Genomic DNA, 24899 nt, shown 5'->3' with positions numbered 1-24899 from the left:
GAGCTCCTGCATGGTGACGAACCTCCGCACCTGCGACCTGACGGATCCGCTCGGCATCGAGCTCACCCGCCCCCCGCTGAGCTGGCAGCTCACCGGCACCCCCGCGCAGACCGGCTACCACGTGCGCGCCGGCACCTCCCCCGGCGCGGGCGACCTGTGGGACAGCGGCGAGGTGGACTCCCCCGACCAGCGCGTCACCTACGACGGACGAGCCCTGACCAGCCGCGCCACCCCGCACTGGCAGGTGCGCGTGCGCGACGCGGACGGGACCTGGTCGGGCTGGAGCGAGCCGGCCCGCTTCGAGCTGGGGCTGCTGGAGGAGACCGACTGGAGCGCCGCCTGGATCACCCACCCGGACTGGTACGACGAGCGGAACGACCCGCGGGCCGGAGAAGGGCACCCGCTACCGCTGCTCGCGGGCGAGTTCACCCTGGCCGGGCCGATCGAAGGGGCCCGCCTGTACGTGGCGGGCCTGGGCGTCTACGTGGCCTCGGTGAACGGCGCGCCGGTGACGGACGCCGTGCTGGAGCCGCCGTACTCGGACTTCACCCGGCGCGTCGTGTACGCCACCCACGACGTGACGGCGCTGCTGCGCGAGGGCGCGAACGCGATCGGCGTCGCCCTCGGCCCCGGCATCGCGCACGTCTTCCCGCACCAGGACCGCTACATGAAGTTCTACGGCTCCCAGGGCGCGCCCAGGGCCATCGCGCAGCTGGAGGTCCGCTACGCCGACGGGACCTCCGGCCGCTTCACCACCGGCGCGGACTGGCGGGCCACGCAGGGGCCGGCCACCCGCTCGCACTGGTACGGCGGCGAGGACTATGACGCCCGCCTGGAGCTTCCCGGCTGGGACACCCCCGGCACGGACCGCTCGGGCTGGCGCCCGGTGACCGTCAGGCCCGAGGGGACCGGCATGCTGCGCGCGAGAGCCTGCCCGCCGATCAGGATCACCGAGGAGCTGCCCGCCACCGCCAAGCTCGTCGCCACCGACGGCACCCCCGTCTTCGACGTCGGCGCGGTCGTGGCCGGCTGGCCCGGGCTGCGGCTCGACCTCCCGGCCGGCCGGTACCTGCGGCTGCTGCCCGGCGACCAGCTCGACGCCTTCGGCCGCGTGGTGCAGTCGAAGCCCACGACCGGCGCGCCGATCTTCAACACGTACATCACCAAGGACGGCCCGCAGAGCTGGCACCCGAGCTTCCGCTACGACGGCTTCCGCTACGTCGAGGCCCAGGGCCTGCCCGAGCACGTCGGCGCCGAGGCGCTGACCGCGCTGGTGCTGCGCGCGGACAACGAGCACATCGGCACGTTCGAGACCTCCGACCCGCTGCTCGGCGACATTCACACGATCATCGACCGCGCGGTGCGCGGCAACATGTACAGCGTCCTGACCGACTGCCCGCACCGGGAGAAACTGGGCTGGCTGGAGCAGGCCCATCTGCTGTTCGACGTCGTCGCCTACAACTACGACGTGGCCGCCTACTGCCGTGAGCTGCTGGTCACCATCGCCGAGTCCCAGACGGAGGACGGCCTCGTCCCCGACATCGCCCCCGAGTACCTGGTCTTCGACGGCGGCTTCCGCGACGACCCCAACTGGGGCGGCGCGATCGTCCGCATGCCGTGGCAGCTCTACCGCCGCTACGGCGACACCACCGCGCTGGTGACGCACTACGACGCGATGCGCCGCTACGTCGGCCACCTGACGAGCCAGGCCGAGGACGGCGTCACGAGCCAGGGCCTGGGCGACTGGCTGGCCCCCGACTCCACCACGCCCGTCGCGCTCCCCTCGACCTGGGGCTACTGGCGCGCGGCCGCCACCATGGCCAGGGCCGCCGCCGTCCTGGGCCGCGACGACGACGCCAAGCGTTACACGGCGCTGAGCGAGGACATCGTGGCCGCCTTCGCCCGGCGGTTCGCCGGCTGCCGCACGCAGGCGGCGCGGATCCTGACCCTGGACATGGGCCTCACCCCGGACGAGCCGGACGCGCTCGACCGGCTGAGCGACGCCGTGCGCGCCGGGGAGATCACGGTCGGCGAGGTCGTGCTGCCCGCGCTGTTCCGGGTGCTCGGCCGGGCCGGCCGGCACGACGCGCTGTGGGCGTGGGCGACCTCCACCAGCCACCCCAGCTACGGCTACCAGGTGCGCCACGGCGCCACCGCCCTGACCGAGGCATGGGACGGCCCCACGTTCGGGCTGTCGCAGAACCACTACATGCTGGGCGCCATCGACTCCTGGTTCTACCGGGGGCTCGGCGGTCTCGGCCAGGCCCAGGGGTCGAACGGCTTCCGCCGGCTGCTCGTCGCGCCCGCCGCGCCGGGCGACCTGGAGTCGGTGCGGGCGAGCACGAAGACCCCCTACGGGCGGGCCGCGGTGTCGTGGCGGCGCTCCGCGGAGGAGTTCACCCTGGAGGTGGAGGTGCCGCCCGGCTCGACGGCCGAGGTGCGCCTGCCGGACTCGCTGCGCGGCGACGGCCTCGAACGGCACCAGGCGCCCGCCGAGGCAGTCGAGCTCGGCGCCGGGGCCTGGGGCGTGCCCGCCGGGCGCTGGACGTTCGAGGCCCGCCGATGAGCGGCTACGACCCGGCCAGGATCAGGACCCCGTACAAGGCGGACCGCCTGCTGGTGGCGCCGTCGGGCGAGCCCGGCCGTTTCGACGAGCTCTTCGTGGACTGCCCGTTCGTCGCCTCCGACGGAGGTGAGTACCTGATGACGTACGTCGGCTTCGACGGGACCGGCTACCAGACCGCGCTGAGCCGCTCGCGCGACCTGGAGTCCTGGTCACCCGGTCAGGTGGTGCTCCCCCGCGACCCCGGTCACCCCTACCGCAGCTACAACGCGGCGCTGACCTCGATCGTGCGGGACAACCGGCTGCACTCGGACGGTCAGGTGAGCAGGATCGGCGGGCGGGCGGTCGGCACGTACCACGCCTATCCGGAGCCCGGCATGGAGACGGGCGCCGCGATCATCGGCTTCTGCGTCAGCGACGACCTGCTGAGCTGGACGGACACCGGCTCGGTGCTGCGCCCGCAGGACGGCGGCGCGTGGGAGCGCGGCGGCCTGTACAAGTCGTGGCTGCTGCGCCACGACGGCCTCTACTACTGCTTCTACAACGCCAAGAACCGCACCTACGACGGCTGGCGCGAGCAGATCGGCTACGCCGTCTCCCCCGACCTCGAACACTGGGAACGGCCGGGGCGCACGCCGGTGATCCCGAACGGCGGCGCGGGCGCGTTCGACGAGCGCTTCGCCTCCGACCCGTGCGTGCTGCGCGACGGCGACTGGTGGGTGATGTTCTACTTCGGGCTCTCCTTCGACGGCCACGCCCGCGAGGGGTACGCGGTCTCGCGCGACCTGCGGACCTGGGAGAAGGGCACGGAGATCCTGGTCGACGTGGGGCCGCCGGGCTCGGCCGACGACACCTACGCGCACAAGCCCGCCGTCGTCGCCCGCGACGGGCGCCTGCACCACTTCTACACGGCGGTGCGGCGGGCCGAGCCGTACCGGGTGGGCGCGCACACGATGACCGAGCGGCGGGGGGTGTCGGTGGCATGGTCGCGAGCAGGCGCGCGGCGCTGAAGACGTTCGCCGGGGCGGCCGGGCTGGCCGCGCTGTCCGGCTGCCGGGTGGTCGAGGGCGGCCCGCCCGCCAACACGCAGGGCCTCAGCAAGAAGCCCGCCCCTGGCCGGCGGGTGAACATCACCTTCTACAGCGAGCAGCAGAAGCTGCTGGTGTCCATCGCCGCCGGCGACCCGCCCGACCTGGCCATGGTCATCCCGTTCCAGGTGCCGCGGTGGGCGGAGCCGGGCATCATGACCGACCTCACCGACCTCGTCCGCTCGGCCGGGCTGGGCGAGAAGGACTTCCTGCCGGCCGTCTGGCAGGACATGCGCTGGCGGGACCGGATCTGGCAGCTCCAGTGGGACGTGGACCCGAACTTCCCCTTCTACTGGAACAAGCGGCTGTTCCGCGAATGCGGCCTCGACCCCGAGCGGCCGCCGCGCACGGTCTCCGAGGTGAACGAGTTCTCCCGGCACATCACGCGGGTGGGCCGCGCCGGCGCCGACCGCGTCGGGCTGGTGCCCTGGCAGGTCGCGGGCTTCGCCAACGCCGCCTTCACCTGGGGCTTCGCCTTCGGCGGCGACTTCGTGGACCCGCGTGCCGGGCAGGTGGCCCCCGACGACGAGCGAGTGGTGGCGGCGGTCGACTGGATGGGCGGGTACGCCCGCTCGCTGGGCGGCGCCGAGCGGCTCAACGTGTCGCCGCCGACCCTGCGGATGAACCCCTTCGGCTACGGCCACATGGGCATGGCCCCGCTCGGGCCGCGCAGCGTGACCCAGATCCTGGAGGCGCGGCCGGACTTCGAGTACGGCTCGACGCTGCTGCCGTACGAGCCGCCAGGGGCCGCCAGGGGCCGCCAAGCCGGGCGCGGGCACGTGGATCGGCGGCTGGGGCGCGTTCATCCCGTCGGAGGCGCGGCATCCGGAGGCGGCGTGGGAGTTCCTGCGCTGGTTCTCGGCCACGCCGGAAGGAACGCTGGCCGAGTTCGAGACCGTCAACTACCCGCCCGGCTACCTCGGCTCGCCCGCCATGGAGCGGATGCGGGCCGACCCGATCCTGCGGCCCTCGTACGACGCGATGCCGGCCGCCACCCACATCAAGCCGTCGCTGCCCGAGACCAACTACTTCAGCCAGCAACTGGAGATCCACGTGGCGCGGGCGGTGTATGGCGAGGTGTCCGCGAAGGAGGCGCTGCGCGTGGTCAAGGAGAACACCCGCCGCGAGGCCGAGCGGTTCAAGAACCAGATGGGACTGTGAGATGCGGAGAAACGTCCTCTGGGGGCTGGTGTTCACCTCGCCGGCGATCATCGGGCTGCTGTGGTTCACCGGCTACCCCGTGCTGGGGAACACGCTCTGCATCGTGCTCTGGTCGGTCCCGCTCGGGATCGTCGTGGCGCTCGGGCTGGCGCTGCTGCTCAACCTGGGCGTGGGCGGGCGCTCGGTCCACCGCACGGTGTTCCACCTGCCCACGATCGTGCCGGCGGTCGCCTCGGGTGTGCTCTGGATGTACATCTTCGACCCCCAGTACGGCCTGCTCAACGACGCCCTGGCCAAGATCGGCGTCACCGGGCCGGGCCGGCTGTCGGAGCCCGCCTGGGCCAAGCCGGCGCTGATCGTGATGAGCGCGTGGGGGTCGGCAACCTGATGGTCATCCTGCTGGCCGGGCTCCAGGACGTGCCGGTCACCTTGCGGGAGCGGGCCGCCTCCGACGGGGCCGGCTGGCTGCCCAGGTTCCGCCACGTCACGCTGCCGTACGTCAGCCCGCACCTGCTGTTCGCCCTGGTGACCGGGCTGATCGGCGGCTTTCAGTTCTTCACGCCGGTGTTCGTCATGACCGGCGGCACGGGCAGCCCGGCGGGCTCCACGCTGGTGTCGGGCCTGTACCTGTACCAGAACGCTTTCCCGTACTTCAAGGTCGGCTACGCGTCGGCGATCGCCTGGGTGCTCTTCGCGATCGTGGCCGCCATCACGGTCGCCACGTTCCGGCTGGCCGGGCGGCGCGTCTACTACGGAGGCCGATGATGTACCGGCGGCTCATGCGGGCGATGGCCGCGCACGCGGTCCTGATCGCGCTCGGCATCGTGTTCCTGCTGCCGTTCGTGTGGATGGTGACGACGTCGCTGAAGACGGTCGACGTGCTGAACACCTTCCCCGTCGTCTGGTTCCCCGACAAGATCACCTTCTCGAACTACGTGGACGGGCTGCAGGTCTTCCCGTTCGCCCGCTACTTCCTCAACACGATGATCGTGTGCGTGTTCTCGACGCTGGGGGCGGTGCTGTCGAGCTCGTTCATCGCGTACGGGCTGGCCTACATCGACCGGCCGGGGCGCAACGTCGTCTTCGTGGCGCTGCCGGCCACCATGATGATCCCGTTCTACGTGACGATGGTGCCGCTGTTCTCGCTCTTCCGCGAGATGGGGTGGACCAACACCTACCTGCCGCTCATCGTGCCGCACTTCTTCGGCGGGCCGTTCTTCGTCTTCCTGCTGCGCCAGTTCTTCCGCGGCATCCCCCGCGACCTGCTCGACGCCGCCCGCGTGGACGGCGCGGGCGAGCTGCGCATCTACGCGCGCATCGTGCTGCCGCCGGCCAAGCGGGCGCTGGCGGCCGTGGCGCTGTTCCAGTTCCTGGCGGCCTGGGGGGACCTGCTGGGGCCGCTGATCTACCTGTCCGACTCCGACATGTACACGCTGTCGCTCGGGCTCACCTATTACTCCACCCAGTACAGCACCCAGTTCGGGCCGCTGTTGGCGGCCAGCACGGTGATCATCATCCCGGTCATCGTGCTGTTCTTCCTGGCCCAGCGCACCTTCATCCAGGGCATCACGCTCACCGGGGTGAAGGGCTGACCCCCATCCAGACGGAGGACCTCGATGGAACAGTCCCGCAGGAGATTCCTGGCCGTGGCCGCGGGCGGCTTACTGGTGACGCCGGCCGTGGCCGGTCGCGCCGAGGCCGGCACGGCGTGGAGCCGGGTCCCGGCGATCAGGCGCCGGATCACGCCGCCCCGCTTCCCCCGCCGCGTCTTCCCCGTCACCGGCCACGGGGCCGTCGGCGACGGGACCACCAAGTGCACCGAGGCGTTCGCCAGGGCCGTCGCTGCCTGCTCGGCGGCGGGCGGCGGGCGTGTGCTGGTGCCCGCGGGGACGTACCTGACCGGCGCCATCCACCTGGCCGACAACGTGGACCTGCACCTGGAGGCCGGCGCCACCATCCGCTTCAGCCGCGACCCCGCCGACTACCTGCCCGTCGTCGCAACCCGGTACGAGGGCATCGAGCTGATGAACTACTCCCCGTTCATCTACGCCCACGGCCGGACCAACGTGGCCATCACCGGCGAAGGCGTGATCGACGGCCAGGCCGACGCCACGCACTGGTGGGACTGGTCGAGCGACCCCGCCCCGTCGGAGGGCCCCGACAAGAAGCTGCTCGCCCAGCTCGCCGAGGACGGCGTGCCGGTGGCCGAGCGGGTCTTCGGCGAGGGCCACTACCTGCGGCCGAACCTCATCCAGCTCTACCGCTGCCGCAACGTGCTGATCGAGGGGGTGACGGTCAAGGACTCCCCCATGTGGAACATCCACCCGGTCCTGTGCGTCAACGTGACCGTGCGCGGGGTCACCGTGGACAGCCCGAACGGCCCCAACAACGACGGCTGCGACCCCGAGTCGTGCGTGGACGTGCTGATCGAGCGGTGCGAGTTCAACACCGGCGACGACTGCGTGGCCGTCAAGGCCGGCAAGAACGCCGACGGCCGCCGGGTGAACGAGCCGTCCATGAACATCCTGGTGAACTCGTGCGTCATGCGTGACGGCAACGGCGGCGTGACCGTCGGCAGCGAGACGACCGGTGGCGTGCGCTGGGTGTTCGCCTGGAACTGCACGATGAGCAGCGCCCGGCTGGAGCGCGCGATCCGGATCAAGACCAACCCCGAGCGCGGCGGTTACGTCAGGGACCTGTACTTCAGGGACATCACGGTGGGGCAGGCCGCCGACGCGGTGGTGGAGGTGGCGCTGAACTACGAGAACAAGCACACCGGCCCGTACTTCCCCGACGTGGGCGGCATCGACATCCGCCGGCTGCGGGCCGGGCGGGCGCCGCGGGCGTTCACCCTGATCGGCAATCCGGGCAACCCGATCAGGGGCGTGCGGGTGAGCGACAGCGTCTTCGAGGAGATGGCCGAGCCGGACGTGGTGACCGACGTGAACGGCTTCGAACTGCGGAACGTGCGCGTCAACGGGCAGCGTGTCTGATCTCGGCGGGTCATCTCGGCGGGTCATCTCGGCGGGTGATCGGGGACAGGTGATCTGGAGCGGCTGATCAGGGCCGGGCGGCGGGGGTGAGCTCCCTGGGTGGCGTGCTCACGCCCGCCTCGGCGGAGGTCCCCCGGCCGAGCAGCAGCGTGCCCAGCCACACCACCGCCATGCCCACCGCGACCAGGTTCGAGCCCTTGCCGTCCATGAACGTGGCCGCGGCCAGCAGCACCACGCCGCCGGCCGTGACCGCCGCGCTGACCGGCGTCACCCGGCGCAGCACGCCGAGCAGGACCGCCTGGACGAGCAGCGCGGCGTAGAAAAGCTGCGCCCCGGGGCCGTACACCAGCGGGTCCACCCCCGGGTAACCCTGCACCCGCTCCAGCAGCGCCCGCATGGCCTCCCCGTCCGTCGCGGCGACCCCGGCGTACAGGTCGATGCCGAGCTGGACCAGGTTGGCGGCCACGCTGAACAGGGCGAGCCCGGTCAGCGCCGTCACCGCCACCCGCCGCCCGCCCGTCACCGGCCCCGCCAGGCCGCGCATGGCCGCCGTCATCAGGCCGAACATCAGGAACGCCACCAGCCAGAGCGCGTGCGCGGCCGTCCACCAGGGCCCGGGTTCCAGGTCCCCGTGAATGGGACGCATGAGGAACCAGCCGGCCAGCAGGGCAGCGGGTCCGGCGGTGAAGGAGATCTGGGCCAGACGGTTCGCGGGGTTCATAGCTGCCACGATGCCCCGCGCCACCCGCCCGGATCATCGGTGATCGTCCCTGATTTACCCCTGGCCCGCACTCAGGGACGGGCTCAGGTGTGCACGAGGAGCGCAGCTCAGGTGAAGTAACGCATCCAGACGTACAGCCAGGCCATCAGCGTGCTCAGGATCGTCACCACGATGCCGTACCTGGTGAACTGCCAGAAAGAGATCTTGTGCCCGTTGCGCGCGGCGATCCCGATGGCCACCACGTTGGCGCTGGCCGCGACCGCGGTGCCGTTCCCGCCGAAGTCGGCCCCCAGGGCGAAGGCCCACCACAGCGCCTGCCCGATCTGCGGGTCGGGGGCCGCGGCGACCACGCCCTCGACGATGGGGGCGGTCGTGGCGACGTACGGGATGTTGTCGAAGAAGGCGCCCAGCGCGCTGGAGCCGAACAGCAGCGCCGTCGCGGCGACGAAGTAGTTGTCGCCCAGCGTCTCCACCGCCCACGTGCCGATCGAGGCGATCAGGCCGGTGTGCACGAGGCCCCCGACCATGACGAACAGCCCCATGAAGAAGACCAGCGTGGGCCACTCGACCTCGTCCAGCACGTCGGACACGCCGGCGCGGGAGACCAGCAGCATCACCCCGGCGCCCACCAGCGCCACGATCGACGGCTCGACGTGCAGCACCGCGTGCAGCCCGAACCCGGCCACGACCGCGCCCAGCACCACCAGGCAGCGCACCAGCAGCCGCGGATCGGTGATCGCCCGCCGCTCCTGCAGCGCCATCACCTCGGCCACGTGCTCGGCGTTGTACTGGAACGAGCTGCGGAACAACCACCGCGTGAGCAGCACGAACACCGCGAAGATGACCACCACGATCGGAGCCATGTGCACGAGGAAGTCGTTGAAGGTGAGCCCGGCGCGGCTGCCGATGATGATGTTCGGCGGGTCGCCGATGAGCGTGGCCGCGCCGCCGATGTTGGAGGCCAGCACCTCCGCGATCAGGTACGGCTGCGCCGCGATCCGCAGCCGGTTGCACACCACGATGGTGACCGGCGCGACCAGCATGATGGTGGTGACGTTGTCGAGGAAGGGCGAGGCGACGGCGGTGATCGCCATCAGCATGACCATCAACCGGTACGGCCGCCCTTTCGACCGCTTGGCCGCCCAGATGGCGAGATAGTCGAAGATGCCCGTCTGCTTGATGATCCCGACGATGATCATCATGCCGAACAGCAGGAAGATGACGTTCCAGTCGATGCCCTCGTGCTCGGAGAAGAACACCTCGGCACCGGGGATGAGGCCCGTGACGGCCATCAGCCCGGCGGCGATGAGCACCACTTTGACCTTGTTGGCCTTCTCGGTGGCGATGAAGAAGAAGGCCACCAGGAAGATCGCCAGTGCGACGAAGGCGCTCATCCGTCCTGTCCCGGCGGTCCGGCCTGCACGGTACGCCCGGCGGGACGAAGGCGACGGTCGAAACGCGACGCCAGCCAACGATACGGACGGTACAGACGGTACGGCGAGTACGGCGAGTGCGGCGAGTACGGCGAGCACATGGCAAGGGCCTCCGAACGGTGAACATGCGGCGACCCGGACGCGGCCGACGGCGCACGCCCGGTCAGGGAAAGGGGGGTCAGTCGTCCGAGCCGGACAGGACCAGGGTGGTCAGCAGCCGCTCCAGGGTGATCGCCCCGGCGAGGACGCCGTCGCGGCCGACGACCGCGACGATCGGGCTGCGCAGGCGGGCCATCAGGGCCGCCACCTCCAGCAGGGTCGCGTCGAGCCGTACCGTCGCGGGCGTGGCGGGCCGGCGCGGCAGGCAGTCGCCCACCGACAGGTCGCCCAGCTCACCCCAGAACAGGTCGGCGTGCGCCTCGTCGATCGTCCGGCAGAGCGCCGGGTCCTCCTGGTACGCCCCCGGCACCGCCAGCCGCAGGACCTGCGTCCCCGGGAGCACGCAGGACGGGCGCCCCTGGCCGTCCACGACGATCAGACCGGGCATCCGGCCGAGGGCCATGAGCCGCACGGCCTTGGTGACGGGGTCGTGGACGGTCACCGTGGGCAGGTTCACAACGATATTGCTGGCGTGCATGACATCATCCCGTTCGACGAGTCGACCGGGTGTCCCCGGCGGGGTCATGGCGTCGCCCCGGTCAACCGGGCGACGCGGCGTTCCAGGTCGGCCAGCCGGTCGGGCAGGGACCTGCTGTGCAGCAGGTCGGCGATCTGGTCGGCTTCGTCCTGGTCGAGGACGATGGTCTGCACCGGCTCGTCCGCGTCGGCGGAGTCGTAGACGAGGAACCGCCGCCGTCCGCCGCTCTCCACAAGCAGTCCGAAGCGCTGGCCCGCGCGGGTGACGAGGTGGTGCACGATGTCCCTTCCGGGGCCGTTGCCCGGCACGGTCATGCGAGTGACGTCCATGTCGCTGCCTCCCATCCGGCTCCGCTCCAGTCTTCAGAAAGCGACACTTCGGGACTATCGGGCATGACACCCATCTGTGCAGGGATACAACATGTAGGACGGTCTGCCGGATGAGGGCCAGGCCGGATGGACAACCAGGTCGGACAACGAAGAGGCTGGTGGCATGAACGACCGCGCAGGGGGGCGGCCGGTTGACGTGAGCGGCCCGGGAGCGCCGCGTCCTCCGGCTCAGGCGTTGTTCCGGCGGCTGATGGTGATCAACGGGCTGGTCTTCGCCGTCGGCACATTCGTGCTCGCGATCTCTCCGGCCACCGTGTCCTCACCGGTGCTGCTGGCCGAGGTGCCGGTCCTGCTGGTGGGGCTGGCGGTGATGCTCTTCGCCAACGCGCTGCTGCTGCGCCGCAGCCTGGCCCCGCTGGACGCGCTGACCACGCTCATGCAGCGGGTGGACCTGCTGCGCACCGGCGACCGGCTGGCCGACAGCGGCAACAGCGACCTCACCCATCTCATCGACACGTTCAACGCGATGCTGGACCGGCTGGAGGCCGAGCGCAGCGCGAGCAGCGCGCACGCGCTGGCCGCGCAGGAGGGCGAACGCCAGCGCATCGCCCGCGAGCTGCACGACGAGATCGGCCAGAGCCTGACCGTGGTGCTCCTCGGCCTGAAGCGGGTGGTCGACCGCGCGCCGCCCGGCCTGTGCGAGGAGCTGCACGCCGTGCAGGAGACCGTACGCGCCAGCCTCGACGAGGTCCGCCAGGTCGCCCGGCGCCTGCGTCCCGGCGTACTGGAGGATCTCGGCCTGCACGCCGCGCTCAGCGCGCTGGCCGCCGACGTCTCCCGGATGGGCGGCATCCCGGTCACCCGCGCCATCGAGCCCGACCACCCGGCGCTGGGCGCGGACGTCGAGCTGGTCCTCTACCGGATCGCGCAGGAGAGCCTGACCAACATCGCCAGGCACGCCCGCGCCACCCGCGCCGAGCTGTCGCTGACGGCCGGGGACGGCTGCCTGGTCCTGCGCATCTCCGACAACGGCCGGGGCGGCGCGCGCGAGGACGGCGCCGGGATCCGGGGCATGCGCGAACGCGCCCTGCTCATCGGCGCCCGGCTGAGCGTCGACTCCCCGCCAGGCGAGGGGACCCATGTGCGCCTGGTCATCCCGGATCCCGCGAATCGGAGCACACTCTCGTGAACAAGACCCGGATCCTGCTGGCCGACGACCACGCGCTCGTCCGCCGGGGGCTGCGGCTCATCCTCGACGCCGAGCCCGACCTGGAGGTGGTCGCCGAGGCCGCCGACGGCGCCGAGGCCGTCGCGGCGGCCTCCGAGGAGACGGTGGACCTGGCCATCCTCGACATCGCGATGCCGCGCATGACGGGCCTCCAGGCCGCCAGGGAGATCTCCCGCCGGGCGCCAGGCGTCCGCATCCTGATCCTGTCCATGTACGACAACGAGCAGTACTTCTTCGAGTCGCTCAAGGTCGGCGCCTCCGGCTACGTGCTCAAGTCGGTCGCCGACCAGGACCTGCTGGAGGCGTGCCGGGCCACGATGCGCGGGGAGCCGTTCCTCTACCCGGGCGCGGTGACCGCGCTGATCCGCGACTACCTGCAGCGGGACCGGGAGGGCGACCGCATGCCGGAGAGCATCCTGACGCCGCGCGAGGAGGAGATCGTCAAGCTGATCGCGGAGGGCAACTCGGCCAAGGAGATCGCCGAGACGCTGGTGATCAGCGTGAAGACGGTGGACCGGCACCGGGCGAACATCCTCGCGAAACTCGGCATGCGCGACCGCCTCGACCTGACCCGCTACGCGATCCGGGCCGGCCTCGTCGAGCCCTGACGCGTTCCGCCCTCCCCGGCATCGCCCGGCATTTCCGGCGTCCCCGGCATTCCCGGCGGCGGCGCGGACGCCGGGGAGGGCCTTGATCCGGTGGCGGACGGCGGTGTTACGTTGAAGAAGGCGTGCACGAACCCTGGTGAAGGATGTGGTCTTCCGTGCTCTACCTCTTCGGATTCGATCGGATCGGCGTGGCCGTGAGCGACATCTACTTCGTCGATCCCGACCCGCTCGCCGGCCAGGAGGGTGCGGAGCGCGGGGTGCGGCTGGAGCTGCGCCGGCTCGACCAGGGCGAGCTCAAGGGCTCGATCTACTCGGCCAGGCCCATCACCGTGGACCGCCCGATCTGGCGGGTCGACCTGCTGGAGTCGGTCTCGGGGACGCCGGGCAGCTTCGACCGCACCCACCACCACCCGGGGGTGGACGGCTGGGAGCCGGGGCGGCGGGTGTTCGACCGGCAACTGTCGCAGGAGCCGCTCAAGTGGCTCGGCGAACGGCTGGCCGACGTGGAGGCGGTGCTGGACCAGGCCGGGGTCGAGCCGGACGAGGTCGGCCCGGCCGACGTGACGGGCCTGCGCGAGCGGACGCCGGAGATCGTCGAGACGGTCGCCGGCGTGCTCAACGCCGTACGCGCCGGGCAGGCGGGGCTCCCCGAGGGTGACGGCTCTGGCACCAGCGTGCGGGCCAGCTGGCTTTGACGCGCTCCCCAGCCTGAAGTGAAAGGCGGAGCACTGCCGACGCCTTGGTAGCACGGCGGATCGGCGGGCGGCCTGCCGGGCGCCCGCCGATCGTCACGGCCTCCGTGAGGCAGGCCCGTCAGAGCACTTCGGTCGCACGCGCGCACGTCATGGACGCGTCCACGGCCATGCCCCCGGTGATCGCGTCCTCCCGCGACCCGCGTCCGGCCCCATAGCCGCCCCGCCGAGCGAGGTGCCCACCTGCCGCTTGACGTCCGCCACGACGATGATGCGGGTCTGCGCCGGTCGCAGACGATGACATACGAGGCCACGACGTTCGAGCCGCTCGCGTAGATGCTGGAGACGTTGCCACGGCGGTTGTCACGGTTGGCGGCCTGCGCCGGCATCGCTCCCACGAGCATGGAGCCCACGGCGACCGCCCCCCACGAGGGGGATCCTCATCAGCTTGTTCATGAAAACCCCTTCGCGCGAGTGATGGTGCGGGGAGTCCGATCAGAGCGTCAGGTCTGGAACTGGAACGATCCGCGCAGGATGGTGCCCCGCCCGCTCCAGAAGCTCTCGTAGTCGGCCCGGTAGGTGACGTTGTCGAAGGCGGAGACCTGCTTGCAGGTGGCGCCCGGGTGCTTGACGTTGTCGTCCCTGATGACGATGGGCGTTCCGATCACTCCCGGGCGGCTGAGTGACACCTCCACCCAGGCCGTCCCGGTGGTGTCGTCCGCATGGACGCACAGCTCGTTGGTGATGTCGTTGTAACGGACGATCCCGTCCCCGACGTCGCGCTGGAAGCTCGCCGCCAGGGCCGGTTGAGCCAGAATGACGCTCGCCGCCGCGACAGCGGCGCCGACGATGACTGACTTGAGGTATTTCATCGTGTCTCCTTCCCCCGGACGGAGATCACTCCTCCGCAGCGCCGGAGATAGGGCCTCCGGCAGAAGCGATCCCCTGGCCCAGGTCACTGGCGTGATCGTCGCACTCACCGGCATCAGCCTGGAATACGACCGGAATACGCCCGGACACCCGGTGGGTCAGGAGTGGTCGCCGGCGGTGGGGCGGCGGTGGAGGAGGCCGAACTTGGCCCACATCGCCTCGGCGGCCTCGATCGAGGCTCCCGTACGCGCCGGATCCACGGCGGCGAGCTGGGTGACCAGGGCCTGCGCGACGGCGATGCCGGCCGTGAGCGACGGGAAGAACGCCTCGCCCTCCGCCGGCACGATCACCACCTGCTCGGCCGCGCTGGCCAGGGCCGGGCTGGCCGCGTCGGTCAGGGCGAACACCCGCACCCCGCGCGAGCGGGCCTCGTTGGCGGCCAGCACCGTGCTCTCGTACAGGCGCCAGAAGCTGATCGCGATCAGGACGTCGCCGGCGCCGATCGCGGCCATCGCGTTGGCCAGCTCCGCGTCGCCCGCCGTCACCGCGCGCACCGGATAGCCGGCCAGCCGGGCGTTGTCGGCCAGCGCCAGCCCGACGGCGGGGTAGCTGCCGTCGGCGACGATCACCGTGTGGCGGGCCGCCGCCAGCGCCTCGGCGATCGTGAGCAGCACGCTCTCGTCCAGGCGCCGGTTGAGCAGGGCCAGGCTGTCGAGGTCGCGGCGCAGCGAGCGGGAGCTGGGCGAGCCGGTGCCCCGGTGCTCGGCGGCCACCTGGCCGGCGCTGAGCGAGGACAGGTAGCGGGCGCGCAGCTCCTGCTGGAGCGCCGGCCAGCCGGCGAAGCCGAGCGCCTGCGCGGTGCGGGTGACGGTGGCGACGTTGACGCCGGCGATCTGGGCCAGCTCCCCCGCCGAGCCGAACGAGGCGCGGCGCGGCTGCGACAGCAGGACTTCGAGCACGGCGGCCGCCTTGCCGCGCAGCCCGCGCACCGGCAGCCCCTCGCGCAGCACGTCCTCGTAACTGTCCGCGCTCCCCATCACCTCCGGCACAACCGCGCCCTCTGTCACCTGTCCCCTTTCGCCCTTCCTCCAGAGCCCGGGATCCGAGCGTGAGCGCGTCCCCTGGCCCGGAACATGCTACGCGGTGGCAACAATCCTAACTTGCAAAGACCATTGCAATTTTAGCTATTCGCACTATATGTTGCTTCGAATTCGACCTACAGGGCCAGGACCTGGGGAAAGGTGTGTCAGATGACCTTGTTGGCCCGGCTGGACCGGCTCCCCCTGAGCCGTCCGCACTATCTCCTCCTCCTGATCGGCGGTCTCGGCTACACCTTCGACGGCATGGACTCCGCCGTCGTCGCGTTCCTGCTGCCGAGCGCCCAGGAGGCATGGGACCTGTCCAACGGCCAGCTCGGCTTCATCGGGTCGGCGACGCCGTTCGGGTTCCTGTTCGGCGCGACCGCGGCGGGCCTGCTCGGCGACCGCATCGGCCGCAAGAAGGTGATGATGTACGCGCTCGCCTTCTACGCCGTCTTCTCCGTCGTCGCCGCCTTCGCCCCCAACTACGAGATCTTCCTCGGCTCCCGCGTACTGGCCGGAGCCGGCGCCGGGGCGGAGAGCGCGATCATCGCGCCGTTCCTGTCGGAGTTCGTGCCCGCCAACCGGCGCGGCTGGTTCATCGGCGCGCTGGCCGGCTTCTTCTCGTTCGGGTTCGTGATGGCGGCACTGATCGGGCGGTTCGTGGTGCCGACCTTCGACGACGGCTGGCGGATCGCGCAGGTGATCACCGCGCTGCCGATCGTCATGCTGCTGTGGTGGCGCCGCTCGCTGCCGGAATCGCCCCGCTTCCTGCTCCAGCAGGGCCGTACGGACGAGGCCGAGGCGGTGGTGGCCGACCTGGAGCGCCGCGTCGAACAGGCCACCGGCGCGCCGCTGCCACCGGTGCCCGAGAGCGCCGTCGCACCCGTGACGCACACGCCGAAGGTGAACCTGCTCAACGCGCTGAAGTTCCTGTGGAGCCCGGTCATGGCCAGGCGCACGGCGGTGATCTGGCTGGTGTGGTTCGTGATCACGTTCTCGTACTACGGGTTCTTCTCCTGGATCCCCACCCTGCTCGTGCAGCGCGGCATCACCGTCACCAAGAGCTTCGAGTTCTCGATCATCATCTATCTGGCGCAGATCCCCGGCTACTTCTCCGCCGCCTGGCTCTCCGAGCGGCTGGACCGCAAGAACACGATCGCGATCTACCTCGGCGGCTCGGCGGTCAGCGCGTTCTGGCTGTCGCAGATGGACTCGCCCGTCGCCATCACGGTCGCGGGCGCGGTGCTGTCGTTCTTCCTGAACGGCACGTACGCGGGCGTCTACTCCTACACCCCCGAGGTCTTCCCCACCTGGATCCGGGCGACCGGCTCCGGCCTGTCGAGCGCGTTCGGGCGGGTCGGCAGCATCCTGGCGCCGACGATCATCGGACTGTCGGCCGCGAGCCTCGGCTTCGCCGGCGTGTTCGGGCTCACCACGGCCGTGCTGGTGGCCGGGGTGGTGTGTGTGGTCGTGTTCGGCCTGGCCACGGCCGGGCGTTCGCTGGAAGAGCTGACGGAGTCCACCGCCGAGGAGGCGACGAAGTGATCGACGACCTGAACGAGCTTGAGAAGACGGTGCGCGAGGAGGTGGGCGTGCGGCTGTTCACCGTGCTGGCCTGGGTGCCGGAGCGGCGAGCGCTGCGCCGCGTGCACAGCAGCCATCCCGTGGAGTATCCGGTGGGCGGCGAGAAGACCGTCGAGGTCGCCCAGGGCTGGCTGGCCACCTGCATCGAGCGGCGCGAGCCGTACTTCGGCCGTGACCGCGCCGCCGTACGGGAGATCTTCGCCGATCACGAGCTGATCGAGAGCCTCGGCTGCGGCTCGATCGTCAACGTGCCCGTGATCGGGACGGACGGCGAGGTGCTCGGCGTGCTCAACATCCTCGACGCCGAGGGCAGCTACGACGACGACTCCGTGGCCACCGCCCAGGCCATCGCCGCGAAGGCCGCTCCCGCGCTGTCCGGAGGTGCCGCATGAGCCTGCTGCTGCGTAACGCGCTGCTGCTCGACGTGACGACCGGCGAGTACGCCGAGGGCGACCTGCGCTGCGCGGACGGCCGCGTCGCCGAGACGGGACGCGGGCTGCGCGCCCCCGACGGCACGCGGGTGATCGACCTCGCGGGCGCCCACGTCGTGCCCGGCCTGATCGACGCGCACGTGCACGTCACCGCCTCGACCGCGGACCTGGGCAGGCTCGGCTCCATGTCGCCCTCGTACGTGGCCGCCCACAGCGCCCGCATCATGGCCGGCATGCTCGATCGCGGCTTCACCACGGTCCGCGACTGCTCGGGCGCCGACTTCGGGCTCGCCGACGCCCAGGCGGAGGGCCTGATCCGGGGTCCGCGACTGCTGTTCTGCGGCAAGGGGCTGAGCCAGACCGGCGGCCACGCCGACTTCCGCGGCAGGGGCGAGCACCTGACCGACGACCATCCGTGCTGCGCGGGCGTCGGGCGGGGGGCCGACGGGGTCGACGCGGTGCGCGCCGCCGCCCGCGACGAGCTGCGCAAGGGCGCGGACCACATCAAGGTGATGGCCTCCGGCGGCGTCGCCTCGCCGACCGACAGGATCGACTCGACCCAGTACTCGATGGACGAGCTGCGCGCCGCCGTCGAGGAGGCCGGGGCCGCCAACCGGTACGTCGCCGCCCACGCCTACACCGCCCGCGCCGTCAACCGGGCCCTCGACGCCGGGGTGCGCTCCATCGAGCACGGCAACCTGATCGACGACTCCAGCGTCGAGCTGTTCCTGCGGCATGAGGCTTACCTGGTGCCGACCTTGGTGACGTACTGGGCGCTCAAGCAGGAAGGGCGCGACTTCGGGCTGTCCGAGAGCAGCTGGCGCAAGGTGGACGACGTGCTGGAGGCCGGTCTCGTCGCGCTGGAGCGGGCGGCGCGCGGGGGCGTGCGGCTCGCGTACGGGACGGACCTGCTCGGCGGCATGCACCGGCACCAGAGCCACGAGTTCCGGCTGCGGGCCGAGGTGCAGCGGCCGATCGATGTGCTGCGCTCGGCCACGACCGGCGCGGCGGAGCTGGCCGGGCGGGCGGGCGAGCTCGGCACGCTGGCCGTGGGGGCGCACGCCGACCTGCTCGTGCTCGACGGGGATCCGCTGGCGGACGTCGGTGTCCTCGCCGAACCGGCCAAGCACCTGCGCCACGTCGTCCAGGCAGGCGCCGTCGTCTCCTGAGCCGTGACCGCCGTCGGACGCGTTTTCCGTGGGTGATCGTCGTCGGACTCGTCTCGGGCGGATTCCGGGCGGTGCGTACCGTGGTTGTCGTGACTACGCTGACGCGCACCGCCCTGGTGGTCGTGGTCGTGCTGCTCCTGCTGCTCGGCCTGCTGTGGGTGTTCCAGCGGCGGCTCATCTACCTGCCCGACCGGGGCCCGGTGCCGCCGGCCGCCGAGGTGATCCCGGGGGCGCGCGACGTCTCGTTCACCACCCGCGACGGGCTCCGGCTCGCCGCCTGGCACGTGCCCGGCGACCGCGACGTGACCGTGCTGGTCACCGGCGGCAACGCGGGCAACCGGCTGCACCGCGCGCCCCTGGCCAGGGCGCTGGCCGCGTACGGGCTGCCGGTCCTGCTGATGGACTACCGCGGCTACGGCGGCAACCCGGGCAGCCCGACGGAGGAGGGCCTGTTCCTCGACGCCCTGGCCGCGCGCGACCTCGTCCGCACCTCGCGGGTGATCTACTTCGGCGAGAGCCTGGGCGCGGCGGTCGCGACCAGGCTCGCGCTGGAGCGGCCGCCGGACGGGCTGATGCTGCGCTCGCCGTTCACCGACCTGGCCGCCGCCGGCCAGGTCAACTACCCGTTCCTCCCGGTACGCGCCCTGCTGCGCGACCGCTTCCCCGTCGCACGCGACATCGGCCGGGTCCGCGCCCCCGTCGTCGTCGTGTACGGCACCCGCGACACGATCGTCCCCCCGAGCCTGAGCCGGGCGGTGGCCGAGGCTGCGGGCGCGACGACCGTGGAGGTGGCGGGGGCCGGGCACAACGACCTGGTCATGCTGAACGGCCCCGGCCTCGTGAACGCGGTGACCGACCTGGCCGAACGCGTCCGGTGAGCGCCTGAGCCGGCGGCCGGGTCAGCCGGCGCAGGCGGTGCCGCCGCCCGCGTGGTAGATCATGTCCTGGTACGTGACGCTCGCCCTGATGGGCGTCGAGCTGCGCAGCGTCTGGACGGTGTCGCCGCCTCGCCGCAGCTCGAAGACCGGCGTCGTCCCCGGCACCATCGGCACCTTGAACGACACGACCCCGGCCGCGCGCACCTGCTTGCTCCGCACGTCGGAGCCCTGCGTGATCACCAGCTTGCCCGGCCCCTTCACGAACGCCAGCAACTCCACCTGGTCCACCGGCCCGGGCCCGGCCGGGATGGTGAACTTGCCGGCGGTCTGCTTGCTCGTGTCGTAAGGGGCGCCGGCCTTGTGACCGCGGTGGAAGTAGTAGAGCGCGTCCCGCACGATCCGCGGCGCCTCGCCGGTCTTGAACCAGGTCGTGTAGTAGGCGTTGACGTCGGCGAGCGCGTGGCCGCGCGCCTTCGAGGGCGCCTGGTGCGACGCGCCGTAGTCGTTCCAGGTGACGAGCTGCACCCAGTCGGCGTCACCCTTGATCGCCGCCCGCCACGAGCCGCGCAGCGTGCTGCTGTTGCGCGCCTCCCAGTAGTGCAGTTCCTTGGCCCTGGTGTCCTCGAACCCGATCGGCGCCATGTACTTCAGCTTGCGCTTGTGCGCGGCCTCGGCCGCCTTGACGAAGCTCCCGGTCACCCCGGGACGGTTGGCGCCCCAGGAGGAGTGGCCGTAGACGTACTCGTCCCACTCGGACCTGCCGCGGCCGTCCCAATAACTGAAGATCGACATGAGCGACGTCCTCATGCCTCGGGCGGCCAGCGCCGCCCGGGCGGCCCGCCACCAGGAGGGCGGCTGGCGCTCGATCGTGTACGGCGCGAGCAGCACGCTCCCGTCGGGCAGCGTGAACAGCGACGGATGTCCCTTGACCAGCAGAATGTCGGAGACCATTTTGGCGTACGAGGCTCCGGCGGCGGCCGGGAAGTCGGGGCTGAGCACGATCTTGAACTGCGGGTCCACGGCCTGGGCGGCGTCGAGGAGCTGGGGGAGCTGGTTCCAGCGCTGGTCGCTGGAGGTGTGGTGCTCGTAGATGAACCCGTCGAGCCCCTGCGCGACGGCTTGGCGCACCTCGCGCTCGAAGTCGAGCCGCCGCCATTCGGCCTCTGGCCGTACGGGCCTGGTCAGCGGCCGGTCCCGCAGGTAGCCGCCCCTGCTCTGGTAGAGGCCGCTGGAGCCGGCCGGGTCGAACCAGGAGGCGTACTGGTCCTTCGCCGGGTCCTTGTTGTCGACCGAGACGGGGAAGGGCGGGAAGTAGAACGCGAACGCCTTCTTGGCCGAGGCGCGCAACGCGGCGGCCGAGGGCTTGTCGAAGGGCAGCGTGGCGCAGGGCGTGACGCCCGTGGTGTAGGTGATCGTGAGCTTGGGGCCGCGGTCGCCGGGCCGGCGCGAGGAGTACAGCACCGTGGGCGTGGCGTCCGGCTGCGTGAAGGCGAAGGAGTAGGCGCCGTCGCGGGTGATCGCCGGGGAGACGTCGAGGCGGACCGGCCGGCCGGCGGTGAAGCCGGTGTGCTTCGCGAGCACCCTCCCGAGCTTGGGACGGGTCTTCCACGTGGTCGCGGCCTCGGTCCAGGAGCCGGACACCTCGCGCGCCGACAGCGTGGTCGCGGCGGTCCTGGTGGGGGTCAGCTCAAGGGTGGCGGTGAGGTTCCCGGCACCGGCCGGGATGCCGGAGACCTTGAACCTGGCGAGCGCGATCCGCCGGCCGCCGGCGGAGGATGCGCAGGTGGCGCCGCAGACGGACATCCACGTGGCGGCGCCGAAGCTCTTGGCCGGCTCCGCCTGGCTGACGAACACGTCGTCGAGGGCGAGCACGACCACTTTCGTGGGCGTTCCTGAGAACGCCGGGGACGTTCCTGACAAGGCCGGGGAAGCCGTGGCCTGTCCCGCGACGGCCGCGGGAGGAGGGGACGCGGCTTCGCGCACGGCCGCGGATAACGGTGCCGTCGCGCCGGTCGTGCCGATGGACACGACCAGCGTGAGCAGCGAGATGATGCCCACCCGTCGTGGCTGGGGGAACATTGCCCTCCTAGTAGGGGTCCAATTTGAAGATCATCACAAGCTACTGCGGCGGAGCCGACAAAACGAGTGACTTTTCGAAATGAAATCAGTCAGACACCCGGGAGTGACGCCGGCCCCAGATGGCGGCCCCAGGTGGCGGAACAGGATGGCGGAGGCGACTCAAGCGTTCAGGTACGGCTCCAGCTCGGCCACCGCGTGGTCGCGGTGCACGTCGAGCGTCGTCACGGCCTCGTCGGCGGAGCCGCGGCGCAGGGCGTCGAGGGTGGCGCGGTGCTCCTTGACCACCCGCTCCCTGTTGCCGGCGTCGCCGTAGTACATCGACCGGTAGGCGTCGGTCGTGTCCCAGAGCGTGCGGATCATCCGGGCCAGGCGCGGCATGCCCGCACAGTCGAACAGGGTCATGTGGAAGACCCGGTTGGCGGTGGCCATGGCGAGCACGTCACCCGCCGCGGCGGCCCGTTCGACCTCGTCCTGCGCCGCCGCCAGCCGATGCAGGTCGGCGTCGGTGAGGCGGGCCACGGCCCGGCGCACGGCCTCCTCCTCCAGCAGTTGCCTGATGCGGTAGACCTCGCGCAGGTCGTCGAGGGAGAGCGTCTCGACGAAGTAGCCGCGGTGGGCCTCGTAGGTGACCAGCCCCTCGCCCTGCAGCGTCTTGAGCGCCTCACGCAGCGGCACGCGGCTGACCTGGAACTCCTCGGCCAGCGCGTCCTGCCTGATGGGGGCGCCGGGCCGGAGCCGGCCGGTGGTGATGGCGCGGCGCAGCTCGGCCAGCACGAACTGCTGGGCCGTGGGCGGCCTGCGTCGTGCCTCGTCCGGACTCACGGCCCCAATATCTCACGAACCCACGCGTCGTCCTGCCCGAGCGCGGGCGGCGGGCGGCGGTAGGAGGGCGGGGTGGCGCTCATGCGCAGCGGACTGGCGACCTGGCCGACGCCGCCGAGCTCGACGACGGGCTCCAGGCCCAGATCCTCGGCGAGGGCGAACGCGGCGGCCAGGTCGTTGATCGGGCCGCACGGCACTCCGGCTGCGGTCAGCCGCCCGAACCACTCGTCGGCCGTGCGCCCGGCCAGGGCCGCGTTCAGCGCGGGCACGAGCGTCTCCCTGGCGGCCACCCGGGCGGCGTTGGTGCCGTAGCGGGGGTCCTCGGCCAGGTCGTCCCGGTCGAGGACGGCGCACAGGGCGCGGTACTGGCGGTCGTTCCCCGCCGCGATCACGATCGGGCGGTCGGCGGCCTGGAACACCTCGTACGGGACGATGCTCGGATGCCGGTTCCCCATCGCGCGCGGCACCACGCCGGCGGCGGCGTAGGCGGAGGAGTGGTTGGTGAGCGCCGACAGGAGCGACGACAACAACGACACCTCGACCCGCTGCCCGACCCCGCCGCCAGGCGCACCGCCGGGGACGCCCGGACCGCCGTCGGGGGCGCCTGACTCGGCGGCGGGCGCGCCGTCGGGGACGCCCGGCTCGCCGGTGAGTGCACTGCCGCCGACCCGGCCTCCCTGGCCGGTGGTGCCGCGGTGGTGGAGGGCGGCCAGGATGCCGAGGGCGGCGTGCAGACCGGTGATCACGTCCACCAGCGCCACCCCCGCCTTGGTGCCGGGGCCGCCTGTCTCGCCCGTGACGCTCATCAACCCGCCGACCGCCTGCGCGATCAGGTCGTACCCGGGCAGACCGGCCCCGGTCCCCGACCCGAACCCGGTGATCGAGCAGTAGACCAGGCCGGGATTGAGCTCCCGCAGCGTGTCGTAGCCGAGCCCGAGCCGTTCCATCGTCCCCGGCCTGAAGTTCTCCACCAGCACGTCGGCCCGCGCCGCCAGGGCCCGCGCGACCTCGGCGTCCGCCCGCAGGTCCAGGGCGATCGAGCGCTTGTTCCGGTTGACGCCGAGGAAGTACGTCGACTCCCCCTCCGCGTACGGAGGCCCCCACGCCCGGGTGTCGTCCCCGGCGCCGGGCCGCTCGACCTTGACCACCTCGGCCCCCAGATCGGCCAGGAGCGTGGTGGCGTACGGCCCGGCCAGCACCCGGCTGAAGTCGGCCACGAGCAGCCCGGACAGCGCCCCGCTCACGCCGGCGCCCCCAGGTAGACGGTGACCGACCTGGTGTAGAACTCCCTGGCCGCCCGCCCCTGCTCCTTGGGCCCGAACCCGCTCTGCCTGGCCCCGCCGAACGGCACGTGCGGGAACGTCCCCGCCGACTCGGAGTTGACGTGCAGCACGCCCACCTCCAGCCGGTCGACCGCCCCCAGCGCCGCCCCGAGGTCGCGGGTGAAGATGGCCGCCGACAGGCCGTGGTCGCTGAGGTTCGCCAGCCCGAGCGCCTCCTCCGCGCTCCCCGCCCGTACGGCGCCCACCACGGGCCCGAACAGCTCGGTCCGCCAGAAGTCCACCCCGGTCCCCGGCAGGTCCAGCAGGGTCGGCGGCGCGAACCAGCCGTCGCGCTCCAGCGGCGCGGCGCCCGCCAGCGGCTTGGCCCCCTCCCCCACGGCCCGCGTGACCCCGGCCGTGACGCGCTCGCGGGCGGCCGAGCTGACCAGGGGGCCCATCTCGACGCCGCTGTCCAGGGGGTCGCCGACGACGAGCCGCGCGACCCGGTCCGCGACCCGTTCCAGCAGCTCGTCCGCCACCTGGTCGGCCACGATGAGCCGGGAGGTGGCCGTGCACTTCTGCCCGGTCGAGCGGAAGGCGCCGAGGCAGACCTGCTCGGCGGCGTGGTCGAGGTCGGCGTCGGCGAGCACGATGGAGGCGTTCTTGCCGCCCATCTCGGTCTGCACGGGTTTGCCCAGTTCGCCGCAGCGGGCGATGACGGCCCGGCCGACGGCGGTGGAGCCGGTGAACGACACCGCGTCCACGCCGGGATCGTCCACGATGGCCGCGGCGGCGTCGGCGTCGCCGTAGACGAGGTTGAGCACGCCGTCGGGCAGCCCGGCGGTGGTCAGCGCCCGGGCCAGCCGGTACGCCAGCAGCGGCACCAGCGAGGAGGGCTTCCACACCACGGCGTTCCCGTACGTGAGCGCGGGCGCGATCTTCCAGGCCGGGATGGCGATCGGGAAGTTGAACGGCGTGATCAGCCCCGCGACGCCGACCGGCCGGCGGACGACGAGCACGTTCTCACCGGGGCGCGGGGAGGCGTAGACCTCGCCGTTCTCCCTGTCGGCCTCGCCGGCGTAGTAACGCATGATCCGGGCCGCGCCGTGCACCTCGGCGACGGCCTCGGGCAGCGTCCTGCCCTCCTCGCGGGCCAGCTCGGCGCCCCACTCATCCGCGTGCCACGCGAAGACGTCGGCGGCGGCGGTGAGCACGGCGGCGCGGGCGTGGTGCGGGGTCGCCGCCCAGCCGGGCGCGGCGGCGGCGTCG

The 24899-nt window shown here is 71.9% G+C and carries 24 protein-coding genes and 1 pseudogene; 15 read left to right on the top strand and 10 right to left on the bottom strand.

The features are described from left to right. Nucleotides 1-10: 10 nt before the first annotated feature. From ABFX54_RS27750 to ABFX54_RS27715, 8 genes and pseudogenes are all read left to right on the top strand, one after another. Nucleotides 11-2566, top strand: coding sequence for a family 78 glycoside hydrolase catalytic domain (locus tag ABFX54_RS27750; protein WP_346109472.1), 2556 nt, complete (start codon nt 11-13; stop codon nt 2564-2566). Further along, nucleotides 2563-3573 carry a hypothetical protein gene (locus ABFX54_RS27745; protein ID WP_346109470.1) on the top strand — a complete coding sequence of 337 codons (1011 nt, stop codon included), beginning with the start codon at nt 2563-2565 and terminating at the stop codon, nt 3571-3573. Before ABFX54_RS27750 ends, ABFX54_RS27745 begins: the two co-directional genes overlap by 4 nt. Further along, a pseudogene (locus ABFX54_RS57050) lies at nt 3546-4307 on the top strand (extracellular solute-binding protein); the annotation flags it as partial. The gene ABFX54_RS27745 and the pseudogene ABFX54_RS57050, both read left to right, overlap by 28 nt. 277 nt (nt 4308-4584) lie before the next feature. Next, on the top strand, nt 4585-4812 hold the full coding sequence (locus ABFX54_RS27735; protein WP_346109467.1) for a hypothetical protein: 228 nt from the start codon (nt 4585-4587) through the stop codon (nt 4810-4812). A gap of 1 nt (nt 4813) precedes the next feature. Beyond that, nucleotides 4814-5200 carry a carbohydrate ABC transporter permease gene (locus tag ABFX54_RS27730; RefSeq protein WP_346109465.1) on the top strand — a complete coding sequence of 129 codons (387 nt, stop codon included), beginning with the start codon at nt 4814-4816 and terminating at the stop codon, nt 5198-5200. Continuing rightward, nucleotides 5182-5577, top strand: a complete 396-nt coding sequence (locus ABFX54_RS27725; protein ID WP_346109463.1) for a carbohydrate ABC transporter permease — start codon at nt 5182-5184, stop codon at nt 5575-5577. The genes ABFX54_RS27730 and ABFX54_RS27725 overlap by 19 nt, the downstream gene beginning before the upstream one ends. Next, entirely contained in the window at nt 5574-6404 is an 831-nt protein-coding gene (locus ABFX54_RS27720; RefSeq protein ID WP_346109461.1) for a carbohydrate ABC transporter permease, read from the top strand. The genes ABFX54_RS27725 and ABFX54_RS27720 overlap by 4 nt, the downstream gene beginning before the upstream one ends. 24 nt (nt 6405-6428) lie before the next feature. Continuing rightward, a complete protein-coding gene (locus tag ABFX54_RS27715) occupies nt 6429-7805 on the top strand; it encodes a glycoside hydrolase family 28 protein (protein ID WP_346109459.1) in 1377 nt (458 codons plus the stop codon). 67 nt (nt 7806-7872) lie between these two features. Here ABFX54_RS27715 and ABFX54_RS27710 read toward each other — a convergent pair whose 3' ends face one another. The 4 genes from ABFX54_RS27710 to ABFX54_RS27695 form a co-directional block, all read right to left on the bottom strand. After that, nucleotides 7873-8526, bottom strand: a complete 654-nt coding sequence (locus ABFX54_RS27710) for a hypothetical protein (RefSeq protein ID WP_346109458.1) — start codon at nt 8524-8526, stop codon at nt 7873-7875. Between the two features lie 107 nt (nt 8527-8633). Then, a complete protein-coding gene (locus ABFX54_RS27705) occupies nt 8634-9920 on the bottom strand; it encodes an ArsB/NhaD family transporter (protein WP_346109457.1) in 1287 nt (428 codons plus the stop codon). A gap of 217 nt (nt 9921-10137) precedes the next feature. Beyond that, nucleotides 10138-10596, bottom strand: a complete 459-nt coding sequence (locus ABFX54_RS27700) for a CBS domain-containing protein (RefSeq protein ID WP_346109455.1) — start codon at nt 10594-10596, stop codon at nt 10138-10140. 44 nt (nt 10597-10640) lie between these two features. Continuing rightward, entirely contained in the window at nt 10641-10925 is a 285-nt protein-coding gene (locus tag ABFX54_RS27695) for a cation:proton antiporter regulatory subunit (protein WP_346109454.1), read from the bottom strand. A gap of 163 nt (nt 10926-11088) precedes the next feature. On the opposite strand from ABFX54_RS27695, the gene ABFX54_RS27690 reads away from it, so the two are divergent. The 3 genes from ABFX54_RS27690 to ABFX54_RS27680 all read left to right on the top strand — a co-directional run bounded on the left by ABFX54_RS27690 (nt 11089) and on the right by ABFX54_RS27680 (nt 13456). Beyond that, nucleotides 11089-12114: a sensor histidine kinase gene (locus ABFX54_RS27690; protein ID WP_346109452.1), complete on the top strand. Its 1026-nt coding sequence runs from the start codon at nt 11089-11091 to the stop codon at nt 12112-12114. Continuing rightward, nucleotides 12111-12761 carry a response regulator gene (locus ABFX54_RS27685; RefSeq protein ID WP_346109450.1) on the top strand — a complete coding sequence of 217 codons (651 nt, stop codon included), beginning with the start codon at nt 12111-12113 and terminating at the stop codon, nt 12759-12761. The genes ABFX54_RS27690 and ABFX54_RS27685 overlap by 4 nt, the downstream gene beginning before the upstream one ends. A gap of 155 nt (nt 12762-12916) precedes the next feature. Beyond that, entirely contained in the window at nt 12917-13456 is a 540-nt protein-coding gene (locus ABFX54_RS27680) for a hypothetical protein (RefSeq protein WP_346109448.1), read from the top strand. A gap of 500 nt (nt 13457-13956) precedes the next feature. Here the strand turns inward: ABFX54_RS27680 and ABFX54_RS27675 are convergent, their stop codons facing one another. After that, a complete protein-coding gene (locus ABFX54_RS27675) occupies nt 13957-14325 on the bottom strand; it encodes a hypothetical protein (protein WP_346109446.1) in 369 nt (122 codons plus the stop codon). Between the two features lie 156 nt (nt 14326-14481). Then, nucleotides 14482-15360, bottom strand: a complete 879-nt coding sequence (locus ABFX54_RS27670) for a MurR/RpiR family transcriptional regulator (RefSeq protein WP_346109444.1) — start codon at nt 15358-15360, stop codon at nt 14482-14484. Nucleotides 15361-15573: 213 nt separating this feature from the next. Here ABFX54_RS27670 and ABFX54_RS27665 point away from each other — a divergent pair, with 213 nt between their 5' ends. The 4 genes from ABFX54_RS27665 to ABFX54_RS27650 all read left to right on the top strand — a co-directional run bounded on the left by ABFX54_RS27665 (nt 15574) and on the right by ABFX54_RS27650 (nt 19467). Beyond that, nucleotides 15574-16950, top strand: coding sequence for an MFS transporter (locus ABFX54_RS27665; protein ID WP_346109442.1), 1377 nt, complete (start codon nt 15574-15576; stop codon nt 16948-16950). After that, nucleotides 16947-17381 carry a GAF domain-containing protein gene (locus ABFX54_RS27660; protein ID WP_346109440.1) on the top strand — a complete coding sequence of 145 codons (435 nt, stop codon included), beginning with the start codon at nt 16947-16949 and terminating at the stop codon, nt 17379-17381. The genes ABFX54_RS27665 and ABFX54_RS27660 overlap by 4 nt, the downstream gene beginning before the upstream one ends. After that, nucleotides 17378-18589, top strand: a complete 1212-nt coding sequence (locus ABFX54_RS27655; RefSeq protein ID WP_346109438.1) for a metal-dependent hydrolase family protein — start codon at nt 17378-17380, stop codon at nt 18587-18589. Before ABFX54_RS27660 ends, ABFX54_RS27655 begins: the two co-directional genes overlap by 4 nt. An 89-nt stretch (nt 18590-18678) precedes the next feature. Then, nucleotides 18679-19467, top strand: a complete 789-nt coding sequence (locus tag ABFX54_RS27650; RefSeq protein WP_346109436.1) for an alpha/beta hydrolase — start codon at nt 18679-18681, stop codon at nt 19465-19467. Between the two features lie 21 nt (nt 19468-19488). Here the strand turns inward: ABFX54_RS27650 and ABFX54_RS27645 are convergent, their stop codons facing one another. The 4 genes from ABFX54_RS27645 to ABFX54_RS27630 all read right to left on the bottom strand — a co-directional run. Further along, the gene (locus ABFX54_RS27645) at nt 19489-21546 is read right to left on the bottom strand and encodes a glycoside hydrolase family 71 protein (RefSeq protein WP_346109434.1); all 2058 of its coding nucleotides are present in this window, start codon (nt 21544-21546) and stop codon (nt 19489-19491) included. Nucleotides 21547-21705: 159 nt separating this feature from the next. Further along, nucleotides 21706-22368: a GntR family transcriptional regulator gene (locus ABFX54_RS27640; protein WP_346109432.1), complete on the bottom strand. Its 663-nt coding sequence runs from the start codon at nt 22366-22368 to the stop codon at nt 21706-21708. After that, on the bottom strand, nt 22365-23612 hold the full coding sequence (locus ABFX54_RS27635) for a CaiB/BaiF CoA transferase family protein (protein WP_346109430.1): 1248 nt from the start codon (nt 23610-23612) through the stop codon (nt 22365-22367). Before ABFX54_RS27635 ends, ABFX54_RS27640 begins: the two co-directional genes overlap by 4 nt. Beyond that, on the bottom strand, nt 23609-24899 hold a 1291-nt coding region (locus tag ABFX54_RS27630), incomplete at its 5' end, for an aldehyde dehydrogenase family protein (RefSeq protein WP_346109428.1). The genes ABFX54_RS27635 and ABFX54_RS27630, both read right to left, overlap by 4 nt.

It is taken from the genome of Nonomuraea maheshkhaliensis (assembly GCF_039529435.1).
In the GTDB taxonomy this organism is placed as follows: domain Bacteria; phylum Actinomycetota; class Actinomycetes; order Streptosporangiales; family Streptosporangiaceae; genus Nonomuraea; species Nonomuraea maheshkhaliensis.
The sequence above is the reverse complement of the archived record's forward strand: the minus strand, read 5'-3'. Positions and strand labels throughout refer to the sequence as shown.